Raw genomic sequence first — 15,840 nt, 5'->3', positions numbered from 1 at the left:
TGCCTCCGTACCGGGCGCGCGGTGCCATCATTTCGTCCAACACTGCCGGTATATCGTGTCCGAACAAGGGGATCGGCGCCACCGCGCGCCTGGATGCAGGGTAGAGATGACGGTCGAAGCCGAACTGGGGCACGAACTGGGGCAGTGTTCATTGTGGCGGGATTCGGGCGAGCCGGCAGTACGCCGCAGCGCCCGCGTGCCCGATCTGAAAATCATATCCGGCGCACCCAAACCCGGCGCGCCGATGGTTGCCGAAGCCAACCGCCCGCTGATCATCCGCGTCGGCAAGCATTTGCGCGGCGTGTTCGACCGCATGATCGCCTCGTCCTCGCTGGTCGCCAACGATCCGGTACTCGACGTCCGCGACTTCGCCTGGACCGCAGGCCTGCGCGAGAACTGGGCCGCGATCCGTGACGAGGCCGTCCGCGTCGCGCTGCAAGGAGAAGCGTCGCCCAGCCTCGCGACGATCTCGCCTGACCACCGCTCGATCGCCGAGGTCGACAAGTGGCGCTCGTTCTTCCTCTACGGCTATGGCTACCCGATCGAGGAAAGCCTCGCGCGCTGCCCGCACACTGCAGCGGCGGTCGCTCGTATCCCCGGTCTCAACAGCGCATTCTTCTCGATCCTGGCGCCGGGCACGCACATCCCCGAGCATCGCGGCGTGACCAAGGGCCTCATCACCTGCCATCTCGGTCTGATCGTCCCGCGCGACGGCGACGTCCGGATGCGCGTCCACGACCGCACGGTCCGCTGGGCGGAGGGCGAAACGCTCGTATTCGACGACACCTACCAGCACGAGGTCTGGAACGACACGACCGGCACCCGCGTCGTGCTGCTGATCCAGTTCGAACGCCCCCTGCGCAACCCCGGCAAGTGGATCGCCGACCTGTTCCTGGGCGTCGTCCGCCGCTCCGCGTTCGTCCAGGACGCGGTCCGCAACATCGGCAGCTGGAACGCCGCGGTGAAACAGCTCGACGTTTGAGCGATCCCACGTAAGAGGTTGCACCGATCCGGACCGATCTCCAGACGTTGTTTTTGTTGTCTACTGATACGCTCAGGCCAGCAGTGGGAGAGGGCGTCGTGGACAGTGATCGTGCTAAACCGAGATTCATCCTGACGATCGATGGCGGCGGGACGCGCGGGTTGATCCCCGCGCTGATCCTCGCCGAGCTGGAGCGCCGGATCGGCCGGCCGCTGCATGACTGTTTCGATCTGATCGCCGGTACGTCGACCGGTGGAATCATCGCCGCCGGTCTCACCGCACCCAGCGAGGCGGATCCGAAACGGGCCGCCTGCACGGCGAGCGACCTCGTCGATCTGTACCGCAACGAGAGCAAGCGGATTTTCCCGCACGTCTTCGGCATCCCCCTTCGCGTACCGGGCTGGCCCTATAGCGCCCGGCCGCTCGAACGGATCCTGGCGGCGCGGATCGGCACACGTGTGACAACTCGCGATGCGCTGACGAATATCGTCATTCCGGCGTATGACCTGCTGGCGCGCAAGGCGGTGTTCATGGCCGGCGGCCCCGATTATAACCGCAAGCCCGGCATCCCGGAGCGGGTGTTCCCGCTACATCTCGCCGCCCGCGCGACATCGGCGGCCCCGACGTTCTTCAAACCGGCCGCGATCGACGATCCTACCAAGGTGGAGCCGGATCTGCTGATGGTCGATGGCGGCGTGTTCGCCAATGATCCGACGATCGCCGCGATCATCGAGGGGCGCAAGCTCGGCTGGCATCTCGGCGACATCGAGATCCTGTCGCTGGGCACGGGCCGGTCCGATCGATCCTATCCCTCCGCGCGGAACTGGTCGTTCCTGGGCTGGGTGAACCCGTTCCGGGGCGTGCCGATCTTGTCGATCCTGATGCAGGCCAGTTCCAGTACGATCTCCTATCAGGCCGAGCGTCTGGACATCGCCGCATATGACCGCGCCGATTTCGCGTTGCCCTCTGGCGATGGCGGACTCGACAATTCGAGTGTCGCGTATCTCGCCGCTCTCACCAAGCTGGCCCAGAACTGGATCGTCGCCAACGATGCCGTGCTTACCCGCTGGGCCGACAAGCTACGGACCAAGCAGTCCGATCCGCCGCTGCCGCTCGCGGCGTAAGTCCCTTACGCAATTTACACGTTTCGCGTTGCCGGACAGCCAGAGCGCAGTACCTGCGCGAACGAGTTAGCCGGAATGCCCCTCACCCCCCGAAAGAAACCGTTTCCCGTTCCGCGCTTGATCCCCCGCCTCCTTCGGGCCACATGCTCCTCATGCTCATCGAAACGGAATCCACTCCCAACCCGTCGACGCTGAAGTTCCTGCCGGGACGCACCGTCATGGACGCCGGCACGCGCGACTTCGCCACGCCTGAAGAAGCGGAAGTAAGTTCGCTCGCCGATGCGATCTTCGGGCTCGGCGACGTCACCGGCGTGTTCTTCGGCCGCGATTTCGTCTCGGTCACCGCCGCGCCCGGTACCGCCTGGTCGGACCTGAAGCCCGACGTGCTCGCGATCCTGCTCGATCACTTCTCCGCCGCGATGCCGCTGTTTAAGCCCGCGCGCGCCGGCTTCTCGGTGCCGTCCGACGAGCCCGCGCTGTCGGACGATCCCGCCGATGCCGACATCGTCGCGCAGATCCGCGAGTTGATCGACACGCGCGTCCGCCCCGCGGTGGCCAACGACGGCGGCGACATCGTCTATCGCGGCTTCGACAAGGGCAAGGTGTTCCTCCAGCTCCAGGGCGCCTGCGCCGGCTGCCCGTCGTCGAGCGCCACGCTCAAGAACGGCATCGAGCAGCTGCTGAAATACTATGTTCCCGAAGTCACCGAAGTGAGAGCCGTCTGATGCGTCAGAAACTCGACGACACCGTCCTCGACGCCGTCTTCCGCGATGCCCGCAGCTACAATGGCTATACCGATCAGCCGGTCGCCGAGTCCGAGCTGCACGCGATCTGGGACCTGATGAAGTGGGGTCCGACATCGGCCAACCAGCTTCCCGCGCGCCTGATCTGGGTCACCAGCGACGAGGCCAAGCAGAAGCTGGCCGACGCCTGCAGCGCGCAGAACCAGCCGAAGATCCTCAACGCCCCCGTGTCGGTGATCATCGGCATGGACACCAATTTCCACGAACACCTTCCCGAGCTGTTCCCGCACGCCGATGCGAAGTCGTGGTTCGACGGCAACGCCGAACTGCGCGAGGCATCCGCGTTCCGCAACTCGACGTTGCAGGGTGCGTATTTCATCATCGCCGCGCGGATGCTCGGGCTCGATACCGGGCCGATGTCGGGCTTCGACGCGGGCAAGGTCGATGCGGCGTTTTTCCACGACACGCCCGCGGTGCGGACCAACTTCATCTCGACGCTCGGCCACGGCGATCCCGCGACGATCTACGCCCGCTCGCCCCGCCCCGACTTCGCGAAGTTTAACAGCATCGCTTGAGGCGGGACCTGCTCCCTCTCCCCTGCGGGGAGAGGGTCGGGGTGAGGGGCAGTTGGGAAGGGCAGCGCTCGCGGCGCGCCTCACCCTGCCCTCTCCCCTGAGGGGAGAGGGAATAAGACGTGCGCACATTAGTAATCGAAACATCCACCACCGCCTGCTCCGTCGCCCTCCTCGAACACGGCGCCGTCATCGCCCGCACGCACGAAGTCGTCGGCCGAGGCCATGCCGAGCGCCTCATTCCGATGATCGCCGAGCTTCCCAACGGTGGCCGAGCCGACCGCGTCATCGTCGATTGCGGCCCCGGCAGCTTCACCGGCGTCCGCGTCGGGATAGCCGCCGCCCGAGGCCTTGCGCTTGGCTGGAACGCGGAAATCGCCGGCTTTTCCTCGCTTCCGCTCATCGCCGCCGCCGGTTTCGCCGACCGCTTAACCGACGATATTGCGGTGATCATGGAAGGCGGGCATGGCGAGGTCTTCATGCAAGCGTTCTCCGCCGATCTGTCGCCGCGATCCGACATGGTATCGCTGAAGCCCGACGCCGCGCTCGCCGCGCTGGTGGGTCGACGCGCGGTCGGCAACGGCGTCCGCTGGCTCGCCGCACTCGACGACAGTTTGGACCTTACCGAAGCGCTCCCCGACGCAGCCTCAGCGATCCTGCTGCCCGCAGCACTGACTGCCCTCGCACCAAGTCCGATCTACGGCCGCGCGCCCGACGCCAAGCCGTCGGTCCCGAGATAATGGCCACCCGCCAGGCCGCCACGCGCACCGTCACGCTCCGCACCGGCGACGCGCGCGATCTCGCGATCGTCGATGCGCTGATGACCGAGGCGTTCGACCCGCGCTACGGCGAGGCATGGACGCGCAGCCAGTGCCTCGGCGTACTCGCGCTGACCGGCGTCCACCTCACAATCGCGTTCGTCGACGATTTCCCCGCCGGCTTCACGATGACCCGGTCGGTCGCCGACGAAGCCGAACTCCTGCTGATCGCGGTCGCCCCCGACTATCGTCGCCGCGGCGTCGGCACGGCGCTGATCCGCGCGGCGATTGCAGATTGCTCGGTCGGTAGCATCGCCAAGCTCCATCTCGAGGTCCGGGCGGGCAACGACGCGGTCAAGATGTACGACGCGCACGGCTTTACCAAGGTCGGCGAACGTCGCGCCTACTACCGCGGCAAGACCGGCGTCGCGTATGACGCACATACATATTCGAAAGATATCAACAGTTAAGGCTTATTGCGAGTCACTATCCCTTTTCGCAACAGCGCGGAGGCCCTACATGGCACTCAACGAGGGAACGACACATGCCGCGCAAAATCGATCTGGAAGCACTCTGCAACGAGAAGGGCCTGCGCATTACCGAGCAGCGCCGCGTCATCGCGCGCGTGCTGTCCGAGGCTGACGACCATCCCGACGTCGAGAAGGTCTATGAGCGCGCGTCGCAGATCGACCCCGGCATCTCGATCGCGACGGTGTACCGCACGGTCCGCCTGTTCGAGGAAGCCGGCATCCTCGACCGCCACGATTTCGGCGACGGCCGCGCGCGCTACGAGCCCGCGCCCGAGGCACATCACGATCATTTGATCGACGTCGAAAGCGGCAAGGTGATCGAATTCGTCGATCCCGAACTCGAGCAGTTGCAGAAGGCGATCGCGGAAAAGCTGGGCTTCCGGCTGGTCGATCACCGCATGGAACTCTACGGCGTCGCGCTCACCCGCAAGGACTGACGCGATCGGCCGAACCCGCTTTGGCGCGCGGTTGGCGGCGCTGCTGGTTGCGCTGGTACTGGCGCTGCCATTGCACGGTATGTGGCGGCTGTTCGGGCGCAAATCGCCTTGGCCGCCGCGGTTCCTGGGGCTGGTCTCGCGTATAGTCGGCGCCCGCCCCCGCGTCGTCGGCACGCCGCTTCGCCACGACGTCGTCTTCGTCTCGAACCATCTGAGCTGGATCGACATCCTCCTCCTGTCCGGCGCGACCGGCACTGCGTTCGTCGCCAAATCCGAACTTCGCGGCGTCCCGCTGGTTGGCTGGCTCTGCACGCTCAACCACACCATATTCGTCTCGCGTGCGGACCGCATGGCGGTGACCGCCCAGATCGCCCAGATCCGCGACACGTTGGCGGCCGACTGGCCCGTAACCCTGTTCCCCGAGGGCACGACGGGAGACGGCACCACGCTCCTACCCTTCAAAGCCGCGTTGCTGGCAGCCCTCGCCCCGCCCCCACCCGGTGTGAAGGTCCAACCGGTCCGCATCGATTACGGCGCGGCCACCGGCGAACTCGCCTGGGTCGGCGACGAGCCCGGCCAACACCACGCCGCCCGCGTCCTGAAGCGCCGGGGCACATTCGTCGCGACGCTGCACTTCGCCGACGCCTTTGATCCCGCAGAGTACGGCGACCGAAAGGCCATAGCCGCCGAAGCCCGCCGCCGCATGGAAGCGCTGTAAGCCACGACCAAAGAATGTTCCCCCGCGAAGGCGGGGACCCAGACTGGACTCCCGCCTTCGCGGGAGAACAAGGGGGCCACCGCTTCCCAGTTTCTTCAACAGAGGAACACCACCCCGGCGAAGGCCGGGGCCCAGTTGGAAAGGTCGCAGTAACAACACTCAGTGCTAAGTTGGCGACGTCCCCCAACTGGGCCCCGGCCTCCGCCGGGGTGGTGGCACTTTCCAGGGTTGGCTTCGTGTGACAAGCAGGAGCAACGCCCCCTCCCCCCGCGCGCGGAAATTTGGTAGGACGCGGCTATGTCTCCCCCCAAAACCTTCCACGTAAAATCCTTCGGCTGCCAGATGAACGTCTACGACGGCGAGCGCATGGCCGAGCTGATGGCGGCCCAGGGCCTCACGCAAGCCGACGCGGTCGACGCTGACGTCGTCGTCCTGAACACCTGCCACATCCGCGAACGCGCCACCGAAAAGGTCTATTCGGACATCGGTCGCCTCCGGAAGGACCAGCGCCGCAAGTCCGGCAAGACCCCCATGATCGCGGTCGCCGGCTGCGTCGCGCAGGCCGAGGGCGAGGAGATCTTCACCCGTGCCAAGGTCGACATCGTGGTCGGCCCGCAAGCCTATCACAACCTGCCCGAGCTCGTCGCGAAGGCCGCCGCCGGCACGCCCTCGCTCGACACCGATATGCCGCTGCTGTCGAAGTTCGGCGCACTTCCCTCCCGTCGGAAGGTCACCCCCTCGGCGTTTCTCACCGTGCAGGAAGGCTGCGACAAATTCTGCACCTATTGCGTCGTGCCCTACACGCGCGGCGCAGAAATCAGCCGCCCGTTCGCAGCGATCGTCGACGAGGCGAAAGCGCTGGTCGACGCCGGCGCACGCGAAATCACGCTGCTCGGCCAGAACGTAAACGCCTGGAGTGAGAACGAGCGCGGCCTCCACGACCTGATCCGCGATCTCGACCGCATCCCCGGCCTCGCGCGCATCCGCTACACCACCAGCCACCCCAACGACATGACCCAAGGCCTGATCGACGCACACCGCGACATCGAGAGCCTGATGCCGTTCCTCCACCTCCCCGTGCAGGCCGGCAGCGACCGCGTGCTGAAGGCGATGAACCGCAGCCACACCCGTGACTCCTACCTCCGCCTGCTCGATCGCGTCCGCGAAGTCCGCCCCGACATCGCACTCTCGGGCGACTTCATCGTCGGCTTCCCCGGCGAGACGGATGCCGAGTTCGCGGACACGCTGAGCCTCGTCGACGCCGTAGGCTACGCGCAGGCGTACAGCTTCAAATACAGCCCGCGTCCTGGCACCCCCGCGGCGTCGATCGTCGAGCAGGTCCCGGAATCGGTCATGGACGAACGCCTCCAGCGCCTCCAGGCCGCGCTCAACCGCGACCAGCACGCCTTCAACGCCGCCACCGTCGGCCGCACCTGCACCGTCTTGCTCGAACGCACTGGAAAACTCCCGGGCCAGCTGATCGGCAAATCCCCCTGGCTGCAATCGGTCCACCTGATCGGCAACCACGTGATCGGCGACTTGGTGGAAGTCACGCTGGCGGCGGCCGGCCCGAACTCCCTGACAGGCATCGAACGGATCGCCGAGGCAGCCTGAGCCCCAATCTGATCCTCCCCCGCAAGGGGGAGGTGGCAGGCGCTTGCCTGACGGAGGGGGAGGCAAGCGCCGACGCCTGATCCATGTCCTCCCCCTCCGTCACCTGCGGCGACACTTCCCCCTTGCGGGGGAGGATTGCAACGGCATCCCTGAGGCATCAAAGTAAACACGCGGGCCTTGAAACGACCCCTGCGATTTCGCTGTCCTACACCCGGATCGCCTGCCACACTCGCCCCCGATGCAGCTTCGCCCACGCGACTCGAACCATCTCTCGGCCAGCGCTCCCGCGCGGCTTGAACGTGTCGCCCACGATGCTCATCTTCCTTTCAAAGGTTACGGTTCGACGCTTCCAGGCGTAACCTTTGACACCCTGAAAGGACCGTATGAGCCGTAAACCCGTTCCCGCCCAGTCCGGTGACCGCGCCCGAGTCGAGCTGTTGTTCGACAAGCCCCAATTGCTCGTCCGGCTGTTCGGCCAGTACGACCAGAACCTGGTAGCGCTCGAAAATCGCCTCGGCGTCTACATCACCGCACGAGGGAACAAGATCGGTTTGGAGGGCACCGCCGAACAGGTCGCCAAGGCGCGCGACGTCCTCCACGATCTCTACGCCCGCATCCAGCGCGGCGAAGACGTCGACGCAGGCTTGGTCGACGCATCGATAGCGATGGCGGACGAACCCGTGCTCGAAGGCATCATCCGCGCCGATGCCGGTGGCGGCGCGGCGCCCCCGATCATGATCCGCACGCGGAAGAAGACGATCGTCCCGCGCACGCCCGCGCAGGCGCACTACATGCGCGAGCTCGCCAACAACGACATGATCTTCGCGCTCGGGCCGGCAGGTACGGGCAAGACCTATGTCGCGGTCGCCCAAGCGGTGCAGCAGCTCATCAACGGCAGCGTCCAGCGGCTGATCCTGTCACGACCCGCGGTCGAAGCCGGCGAACGCCTCGGCTTCCTCCCCGGCGATATGAAGGAAAAGGTCGATCCATACCTTCGCCCGCTCTACGACGCGCTCTACGACTGCCTCCCCGCGGAACAGGTCGAACGCCGCATCGCCAGCGGCGAGATCGAAGTCGCCCCGATCGCCTTCATGCGCGGCCGTACGCTGGCCGACGCCTTCGTCATCCTCGACGAAGCGCAGAACACCACGCCCGCACAGATGAAAATGTTCCTCACCCGCTTCGGCCAGAACAGCCGCATGGTGATCTGCGGCGATCCGAAGCAGGTCGACATCCCCGGCGGTGTGGCGGCGTCCGGCCTGGCGGATGCAGTCCGCCGCCTCGAAGGCGTCGAAAGCATCTCGATGTGCCGCTTCACGGTCGGCGACGTCGTCCGCCACCCGATCGTCGGCCGCGTCGTCGAGGCCTACGAAGGAACCGATGGTTGATGCTCGGGATATCCCGGAGTATATCCGGGATATCCCAGGAGGATGACGATGGCGTCTCTCTATATCAAAGACAACGAAACCGCCGAACTCGCGACGGAGCTTGCAGCGCGTCTGGGTGTGACAAAGACCGAGGTCGTCCGTGATCTACTGCGCAAGCGCAAAGCGGAAATGGTACCGGAAGCTCCTCCGCTGAGCATGCGAGAACGATTGCGCGCATGGCGCGAGGCGCATCCATTAGGCGAGTCCACAGGACTTGAGGCCGACAAGGCCTTCTACGATTCGTTGAACGATGAGGACGACGATTGACCATTCTCGTCGACGCATCCGCTATCGTCGCAATCGTTCACGGCGAGCCGGAAGCAGACGACTTCGCCGACGTGATCGAGTCGCACGTCGACCGCTACTATTGCGCAGTCGGCGCATGGGAGGCAGCGCAGGCCATCGCACGGTTAAAAACCGTCAGCCTCCAGCAGGCAGCCGACCTGATTTCGAGCTTTGCGTATGAAGCCGGACTTCGTCTCGTGCTGATCGGCCACAGCGAAGGCCAGCAGGCGATTGTCGCGGCGGCACGCTACGGCAAGGGGCGTCACCCCGCAAAGCTGAACATGGGCGATTGTTTCGCCTATGCCTGCGCGAAAACCCATGGCGCGGAACTTCTCTACAAGGGTAATGATTTCGCCCTCACCGATCTCGCCTGAAGGACCTGCATGCTCGAAATCGCGCTCTCTTCCGATGCCCCCTGGCCTGAGCAGGATTGGGACGCGCTCGCCCTGCGCGCAGCAACGGCAGCGGTCCAGCGGACTCCGCACGGCGAACTGCTGACCAGCGCGGCGACGGTCGAGATCTCGATCCGGCTCGCGTCTGACGACGAGGTCCACACACTCAACAAGCAGTATCGCCAGAAGGACAAGCTGACCAACGTCCTGTCCTTCCCGATGGTCCAGCCCGATCTGCTCGCCACGGTCAGCCAGAATTCGGATGACGGGGAGGTCTTGCTCGGCGACATCATCCTCGCGCACGGCGTCTGCGTCGCGGAAGCGGCCGAGCGCGGTATCTCGGTCGAGGATCATGCGATGCATCTGATGGTGCACGGCACGCTGCATCTGCTAGGCTACGACCATATCGACGACGACGAGGCCGAGGGCATGGAGCAGATCGAACGCGATGCGCTCGCCGCCTTGGGCCTCCACGACCCCTATCTGATAACAGAGGACTGACGACCACGATGGCCGATGGCCCCAATGCCGGTAACGGCGATAGTAGCGACAGTATCTGGCGCGGGCTTAAGGGCCTGATCTTCGGTGCTCAAGACGAATCCCTTCGCGACCAGCTCGAGGATGCGATCGACCGGCACGAGGGCGATCCCGCCCCCGATGCCAAGGGCGATCTCACCCCGCTCGAGCGCCAGATGGTCCGCAACCTGCTCCACTTCAGCGAACGTGATGCCGGCGATGTCGGCGTGCCCCGCGCGGACATCATCGCGGTCGAGGAGGAGACGCCGTTCGCCGACCTCGTCAAGCTGTTCGCCGAAGCCGGCCATAGCCGCCTGCCGGTGTACCGCGACAACCTCGATACGATCATCGGCATGGTCCACATCAAGGACGTCTTCAACATCCTCGCGACCGGTGCTGAGCATCCGACGTCGATCGCCGGGCTGATCCGCGAGCCGCTCTACGCGCCGATGTCGCGCGGTGCGCTCGATCTGCTCGCGGATATGCGGCAGAAGCACGTCCACCTGACGATCGTGCTCGACGAGTATTCGGGCACCGAAGGACTCGTGACGTTCGAGGACCTGATCGAGGAGATCGTCGGCGAGGTCGAGGACGAGCACGACGAGGCGCCGCAGGTGCTGATGACGCCGATCGAGGGCGGGGCGTGGGATGCCGATGCGCGTGCCGAGCTGGAGGATGCCGCAGAGCTGATCGATCCGCGTCTGGCGGAGGTCGACGGCGATATCGACACGCTGGGCGGGCTGGCGGCCTTGCTGGCGGGGCATGTCCCGCAGATCGGCGAATGCGTCGATCATCCAAGTGGCTGGAAGCTAGAGATCATCGACGCCGACGAACGCCGCATCAATCGCCTGCGCCTGCATCCGCCGGTGGTGCCGGTCGAGGACGACGACTGATACAGCCTCTGCAATGGATCGACGGGCCTTTTGCCCATGATCCATTGCCCCGGCCCTGCCTCCGTTCTAACTTCCCGCTATGCGCAAACACATCCTCATCGTCCTCGGGCTGATCCTGCTCGTGATCGCCGCGGGCGTCACCTATCTCGCCTGGCCCGACACGGCGGAATTGTCGGTCGACCAGGTCGCCGGCAAGCTGCCCAAGATCACCGATCCCCGCATCCAGACGATCCCGACCGTCAAGGTCGCCAAGGTCGTCGGCTGGCAGAACGGCGCGATGCCGACGCCTGCCGCCGGCCTTAAGGTCCAGCCGTTCGCGACCGGACTCGATCACCCGCGCTGGATGTACCGCCTCCCCAATGGCGACGTGCTGGTCGCCGAGACCAACTCGCCCCCGCGCGACGGCGGCGGGATCACCGGCTGGGTGATGAAGGTGCTGATGGGTCGCGCCGGCGCCGGCGTGCCGTCGGCGAACCGCATCACGCTGCTGCGCGACGCGAACGGCGACGGCGTGGCGGAGACGAAGTCGGTGTTCATGACCGGGCTCAACTCGCCGTTCGGCATGACGCTGCTCGACGGCCAGCTCTACATCGGCAACACCGACGCGCTGGTCCGCGTCCCCTACACCGACGGCGCCACGAGGATCACCGCCAAGCCCGAGCTGGTCATCAAGCTCAATCCCGGCGGCAATCACTGGGCGCGCAACGTGATCGCTGCGGCCGACGGCGAGACGCTGTACGTCGGCGTCGGTTCGTCGTCGAACATCGCCGAGAACGGCATGGACGCCGAGAAATACCGCGCCAACATCCTGCAGGTCTGGCCGAAGGACAAGAACTGGCGGATCTACGCGGCCGGCCTGCGCAACCCCAACGGCATGGCGATTAATCCCAAGTCGGGCGGGCTGTGGACCGTCGTCAACGAACGCGACATGCTTGGGTCGGACCTTGCGCCGGATTATCTGACGCAGGTCGAGTTCGGCGATAACTTCGGCTGGCCCTGGTATTATTGGGGCGGCTATCCCGACACCCGCGTCGAACCGAAGAACCCCGCACTGCAGCAATACGCCAAGCGCCCCGACTACGCGCTCGGACCGCACGTCGCCGCGCTCGGCCTGACCTTCTCCGCAGATGCAAAGCTCGGCGCGAAGTTCGCCAACGGCGCGTTCGTCGGCGAGCACGGCTCGTGGAACCGCAAGCCGGTCTCGGGCTACAAGGTCGTCTACGTGCCGTTCGGCGACACCGGCTTCCCGGCTGCGAACGCGAAGCCGGTCGATGTGCTCGGCGGGTTCCTGAACAAGGACGGCGACGCGCAGGGTCGCCCGGTCGGCGTCATCACCGACAAGACCGGCGGCCTGCTGGTCGCGGACGACGTCGGCAACGCGATCTGGCGGGTCAGCGCGGGAGGCTGATTTCAGCGGAGGGCATCGAAGGCCCCGCCCTCAATACAAAAGGCGTACGATCCCAACTTGTCGTCATCCCCGCGGAGGCGGGGACCCATATGCTCAAGGGCGATCGATTGACTCGCGAGCATTGCCAGTATGGGTTCCCGCCTGCGCGGGAATGACGATCCGGGGGCTGAGGTCGGCTTTCTATCAGCGCCTAACGCGCCCGCTCACCCCGCCAAAATCCCCCGAGCCTCGTCGAGATCATCCTCGTCGACCATCACGCGAACCGGGATCAGCAGCCAGCTCCCCTCCATGATCGACATTCCGCCATCGAACGCGATCGCGGGGATCCCGTCGCTCTCGAGCCGCCCGACGATGATATGCGCCTCGTTGCGGCCGTACCGCCCGAGTTCGACTAGGCTCATGCGGCACCACAGTCCGGCAACACGGTCGCGACGCGCACCGGCAACCCGTCGATGCTCTTGGTCCGCCCGACCCATTTCGCGAGCCGGTCGGTTCCCGCCTGCGCAACGTGATATTTCGACAAGGTCTGCCGCTCGCGGTCCAGCGTCATGAACGGCACGCCCCACCCGCAACTCGTCTGCACTTCGTCGACCGCGATCACGAAGATCTGCCGCGTGCCCGGCAAGGGCGTGAACTGCGCGTAGAATTCGGCCCAGCCTTCGTCCTGCGGCAGCACCGCGCGGCCCCTGCCGTAAATGCGGAAGATCAGCGCCGGCTGGTCAAACGCGCAGAACATGATCGTAATGCGACCATCGGCGCCCAGATGCGCGTTCGTCTCGTTCCCCGACCCACCGACGTCGAGATACGCGACCGTCTTCGGATCGAGCACACGAAAACTGTCCATGCCCTTGGGACTGAGATTGATCCGCGCGCCTTCCGCGGCTGTCGCAACGAAGAATACCGGTTGCCGCATCACGAACGCGCGATGATCGTCGGTGAGCGCGGGGAAGAAGTCCATCGTTCGGCTCCGAATTGACGCGCGTCGTCAACACGCATACTTTGTGCGCATGAAACATGATCCTATCGCTACCGGCAAGCGCAAATCGGTCAATATGTCCGTTGATACCGGCATTGTCGCAGCTGCCAAGGAAGCGGGCGTCAACCTGTCGCGCGTCACGGAAGCCGCACTCCGCGGCGCAATCAAGACCGAGCGCGAACGGCAGTGGAAGGAGGAGAATCGACAGTGGATCGAAGCGCAGAACCGATGGATCGACGAGAACGGAATTCCGCTTTCCGGCCTTGAGCCGCTCTAAATGGCGCAATTCGACGTCCATTCGATCGACGGTCACGGGCTTGTCGTGAATTGCCAGAGCGATCTTTTGAGCGACTTGCGCTCGCGGGTAGTTGCCCCATTACGCCAGCCTGACGAACCGTCGGTTTCGCAATCGAGGCTCAATCCACTCGTGACGGTGCATCAGACGGAATATCGCGTCGCCGTCCAGTTTCTACGCGCCGTCGACAGCCGGCAACTCGGTGAAAAGATCGGTTCGCTTGTCGACTACGAATATGATCTGAAGGCTGCAATCGACATGGTCGTTGGCGGACTTTAAGCGGCCGTCCCACCGACCGTAAGGCCATCGACCAGCAACGTCGGCTGCCCGACGCCAGCCGGCACCGACTGTCCACCCTTGCCGCAGATCCCGATGCCCTCGTCGAGCGCGAAGTCGTTGCCGATGCCGCGGACCTTGGTCAGCGAACTCGGGCCGTCGCCGATCAGCGTCGCGCCCTTGATCGGCGCACCGAGCTTGCCGTCCTCGATCAGATACGCCTCGGTGCAGCTGAACACGAACTTGCCCGACACGATATCAACCTGCCCGCCGCCGAACGCCTTGGCGAAGATGCCCCTCTTCACGCGCGACAGAAGCTCGGCCGGATCGTCGTTGCCCGCCTTCATGAAGGTGTTGGTCATCCGCGGCATCGGTGCATGCGCGTAGCTCTCGCGACGGCCGTTGCCGGTCGCCTGGACACCCATCAGCCGTGCGTTGAGGCGGTCCTGCATATATCCCTTGAGGATCCCGTCCTCGATCAGCACCGTCTCGCGCGTCGGCGTGCCCTCGTCGTCGATGGTCAGCGAGCCGCGGCGATCCTGGAGCGATCCGTCGTCGACCACCGTCACGCCCTCGGCCGCAACGCGCTCGCCGATCCGGCCGGAGAACGCCGACGTGCCCTTGCGGTTGAAATCGCCCTCGAGCCCGTGACCGATCGCCTCGTGCAGCAGGATGCCGGGCCAGCCATTGCCGAGCAGCACGGTCATCTCGCCCGCAGGAGCGGCAATCGAGTCGAGGTTCACCAAGGCCTGCGACAGTGCCTCGTCGATCGCGCGGTTGTACGTCGCCGGCTCGAACAGGTCGTTGTAAAGATAGCGGCCGCCGATCCCGTAGCTCCCCGTCTCGCGACGCCCGTTCTGCTCGGCGACGATCGAAACGTTCAACCGGACCAATGGCCGCACATCGGTCGCGACGAAGCCATCCGCGCGGACGATCTCGACCACCGACCACGTCCCGGAAAGGCTGACCGACACCTGCGCGACGCGAGGATCGCGCGCGCGCGCAGCGGCGTCGATCGTCTGGCACAAATTCACCTTGTCCGCGAACGGCACGAGATCGAGCGGATCGGCGGCGGTGTAGCGGCGCTGGTTGGTGCCCGGCGGCGGACCGGCCTTCGCGGAGACGCCCGGTTCGATCAGCGCCATCGTCTCGGCAGCACGACGGATCGCGGCGGGGGTCATCTCGTTCGAATGCGCGAACGCGGTCATCTCGCCCGACACCGCGCGCAGGCCGAAGCCAGAACTGGTGTCGTAAGAGGCGGTCTTCAGCCGGCCGTCGTCGAACCCGAACGCCTCGGCTTTGCGATACTGGAGATACAGCTCGCCGTCATCGGCCTTGCCGAGCGCCTTGGCGGTCAGCGCCTGCGCCTGTTCGGGATCCAGGGTATCGCGGTAGAGGAACGAACGGGGGTCTGCTGCTATCGTCATCCGATAGATATAAGAGGCTTAGCGCCCTGCGCCATCCCCGTGATCGCGCAAAGTCGCCTGGTCCGCGCCATCGGCGACACCGCCAACGAGGATGAAGCGGCGGTCGCAATAACCGCAATCGACATAACCGGTCTCGTCGATCTGCAACCAGACGCGCGGATGGCCGAGCGCTGCGCCGCCGGGAATGTCGGTGGCGCCATCGCAGGCGACGCGGGCGTGGGTGACGCGGGTGGTTTCGAGCGGCGGATGCATGAGGGCGCGATAGCAAGCGCGCGCGGGCCGGGCAATTGGTTCTTCCACCCGCGTCCGTTGCCCTGCGACAGAAGATGGTTCACGCGAAGGCGCAAAGGCGCGAAGATGTTCCGCTTGTCGCACGGCGACTTTTCAATCGCCTATGGCGGCGCAGTTCGTTTTGTCTGCCGACCGATCGTCTGCGCCGCATCCTTCGCGCCTTTGCGCCTTAGCGT

General features: G+C 65.4%; 21 protein-coding genes. 17 read left to right on the top strand and 4 right to left on the bottom strand.

Annotated features, from left to right (window positions below; all coding sequences use genetic code 11):
• Positions 1 to 106 precede the first annotated feature (106 nt).
• From C8J45_RS08225 to C8J45_RS08155, 15 genes are all read left to right on the top strand, one after another.
• Positions 107 to 982: an aspartyl/asparaginyl beta-hydroxylase domain-containing protein gene (locus C8J45_RS08225; protein ID WP_258191365.1), complete on the top strand. Its 876-nt coding sequence runs from the start codon at positions 107 to 109 to the stop codon at positions 980 to 982.
• Between the two features lie 98 nt (positions 983 to 1,080).
• A complete protein-coding gene (locus tag C8J45_RS08220; RefSeq protein ID WP_181321156.1) occupies positions 1,081 to 2,106 on the top strand; it encodes a patatin-like phospholipase family protein in 1,026 nt (341 codons plus the stop codon).
• A gap of 152 nt (positions 2,107 to 2,258) precedes the next feature.
• Positions 2,259 to 2,831, top strand: coding sequence for a NifU family protein (locus C8J45_RS08215; protein ID WP_107962994.1), 573 nt, complete (start codon positions 2,259 to 2,261; stop codon positions 2,829 to 2,831).
• Entirely contained in the window at positions 2,831 to 3,424 is a 594-nt protein-coding gene (locus tag C8J45_RS08210) for a malonic semialdehyde reductase (protein WP_056057630.1), read from the top strand. Before C8J45_RS08215 ends, C8J45_RS08210 begins: the two co-directional genes overlap by 1 nt.
• 119 nt (positions 3,425 to 3,543) lie before the next feature.
• Positions 3,544 to 4,161, top strand: coding sequence for a tRNA (adenosine(37)-N6)-threonylcarbamoyltransferase complex dimerization subunit type 1 TsaB (tsaB, locus tag C8J45_RS08205; RefSeq protein ID WP_107962776.1), 618 nt, complete (start codon positions 3,544 to 3,546; stop codon positions 4,159 to 4,161).
• Entirely contained in the window at positions 4,161 to 4,649 is a 489-nt protein-coding gene (locus C8J45_RS08200) for a GNAT family N-acetyltransferase (protein ID WP_056489215.1), read from the top strand. The genes tsaB and C8J45_RS08200 overlap by 1 nt, the downstream gene beginning before the upstream one ends.
• Before the next feature lie 74 nt (positions 4,650 to 4,723).
• Positions 4,724 to 5,146, top strand: coding sequence for a Fur family transcriptional regulator (locus C8J45_RS08195; protein WP_056047123.1), 423 nt, complete (start codon positions 4,724 to 4,726; stop codon positions 5,144 to 5,146).
• A gap of 31 nt (positions 5,147 to 5,177) precedes the next feature.
• A complete protein-coding gene (locus tag C8J45_RS08190; RefSeq protein WP_258191364.1) occupies positions 5,178 to 5,864 on the top strand; it encodes a 1-acyl-sn-glycerol-3-phosphate acyltransferase in 687 nt (228 codons plus the stop codon).
• A gap of 297 nt (positions 5,865 to 6,161) precedes the next feature.
• Positions 6,162 to 7,478, top strand: coding sequence for a tRNA (N6-isopentenyl adenosine(37)-C2)-methylthiotransferase MiaB (gene miaB, locus C8J45_RS08185; protein WP_107962775.1), 1,317 nt, complete (start codon positions 6,162 to 6,164; stop codon positions 7,476 to 7,478).
• Positions 7,479 to 7,861: 383 nt separating this feature from the next.
• Entirely contained in the window at positions 7,862 to 8,866 is a 1,005-nt protein-coding gene (locus C8J45_RS08180; protein WP_093398834.1) for a PhoH family protein, read from the top strand.
• Positions 8,867 to 8,914: 48 nt separating this feature from the next.
• Positions 8,915 to 9,172, top strand: a complete 258-nt coding sequence (locus tag C8J45_RS08175) for a type II toxin-antitoxin system VapB family antitoxin (protein WP_107962992.1) — start codon at positions 8,915 to 8,917, stop codon at positions 9,170 to 9,172.
• Positions 9,169 to 9,564, top strand: coding sequence for a type II toxin-antitoxin system VapC family toxin (locus C8J45_RS08170; protein ID WP_107962774.1), 396 nt, complete (start codon positions 9,169 to 9,171; stop codon positions 9,562 to 9,564). Before C8J45_RS08175 ends, C8J45_RS08170 begins: the two co-directional genes overlap by 4 nt.
• Positions 9,565 to 9,573: 9 nt before the next feature.
• On the top strand, positions 9,574 to 10,083 hold the full coding sequence (ybeY, locus tag C8J45_RS08165; RefSeq protein ID WP_107962773.1) for an rRNA maturation RNase YbeY: 510 nt from the start codon (positions 9,574 to 9,576) through the stop codon (positions 10,081 to 10,083).
• An 8-nt stretch (positions 10,084 to 10,091) separates the two neighbouring features.
• Complete coding sequence (locus C8J45_RS08160) at positions 10,092 to 10,991, top strand: hemolysin family protein (RefSeq protein WP_107962772.1); 900 nt, start codon at positions 10,092 to 10,094, stop codon at positions 10,989 to 10,991.
• A 79-nt stretch (positions 10,992 to 11,070) separates the two neighbouring features.
• On the top strand, positions 11,071 to 12,399 hold the full coding sequence (locus C8J45_RS08155; protein WP_107962771.1) for a sorbosone dehydrogenase family protein: 1,329 nt from the start codon (positions 11,071 to 11,073) through the stop codon (positions 12,397 to 12,399).
• Positions 12,400 to 12,602: 203 nt separating this feature from the next.
• Here C8J45_RS08155 and C8J45_RS08150 read toward each other — a convergent pair whose 3' ends face one another.
• Positions 12,603 to 12,800, bottom strand: a complete 198-nt coding sequence (locus C8J45_RS08150) for a DUF2007 domain-containing protein (protein WP_107962770.1) — start codon at positions 12,798 to 12,800, stop codon at positions 12,603 to 12,605.
• Positions 12,797 to 13,357 (bottom strand): pyridoxamine 5'-phosphate oxidase family protein, encoded by a 561-nt coding sequence (locus C8J45_RS08145; protein ID WP_107962769.1) that lies wholly within the window; start codon positions 13,355 to 13,357, stop codon positions 12,797 to 12,799. Before C8J45_RS08145 ends, C8J45_RS08150 begins: the two co-directional genes overlap by 4 nt.
• A gap of 49 nt (positions 13,358 to 13,406) precedes the next feature.
• On the opposite strand from C8J45_RS08145, the gene C8J45_RS08140 reads away from it, so the two are divergent.
• Positions 13,407 to 13,652: a type II toxin-antitoxin system CcdA family antitoxin gene (locus tag C8J45_RS08140; RefSeq protein ID WP_107962768.1), complete on the top strand. Its 246-nt coding sequence runs from the start codon at positions 13,407 to 13,409 to the stop codon at positions 13,650 to 13,652.
• The gene (locus C8J45_RS08135; protein WP_107962767.1) at positions 13,653 to 13,949 is read left to right on the top strand and encodes a CcdB family protein; all 297 of its coding nucleotides are present in this window, start codon (positions 13,653 to 13,655) and stop codon (positions 13,947 to 13,949) included.
• Here the strand turns inward: C8J45_RS08135 and tldD are convergent.
• A complete protein-coding gene (tldD, locus tag C8J45_RS08130; RefSeq protein WP_107962766.1) occupies positions 13,946 to 15,373 on the bottom strand; it encodes a metalloprotease TldD in 1,428 nt (475 codons plus the stop codon). The genes C8J45_RS08135 and tldD overlap by 4 nt on opposite strands.
• 18 nt (positions 15,374 to 15,391) lie before the next feature.
• Positions 15,392 to 15,625: a zinc-finger domain-containing protein gene (locus C8J45_RS08125; protein WP_056057581.1), complete on the bottom strand. Its 234-nt coding sequence runs from the start codon at positions 15,623 to 15,625 to the stop codon at positions 15,392 to 15,394.
• Positions 15,626 to 15,840 lie beyond the last annotated feature (215 nt).

The organism is Sphingomonas sp. PP-CE-3G-477 (assembly GCF_003050745.1).
GTDB lineage: Bacteria > Pseudomonadota > Alphaproteobacteria > Sphingomonadales > Sphingomonadaceae > Sphingomonas.
This window is presented reverse-complemented; position numbering and strand designations above follow the sequence as displayed.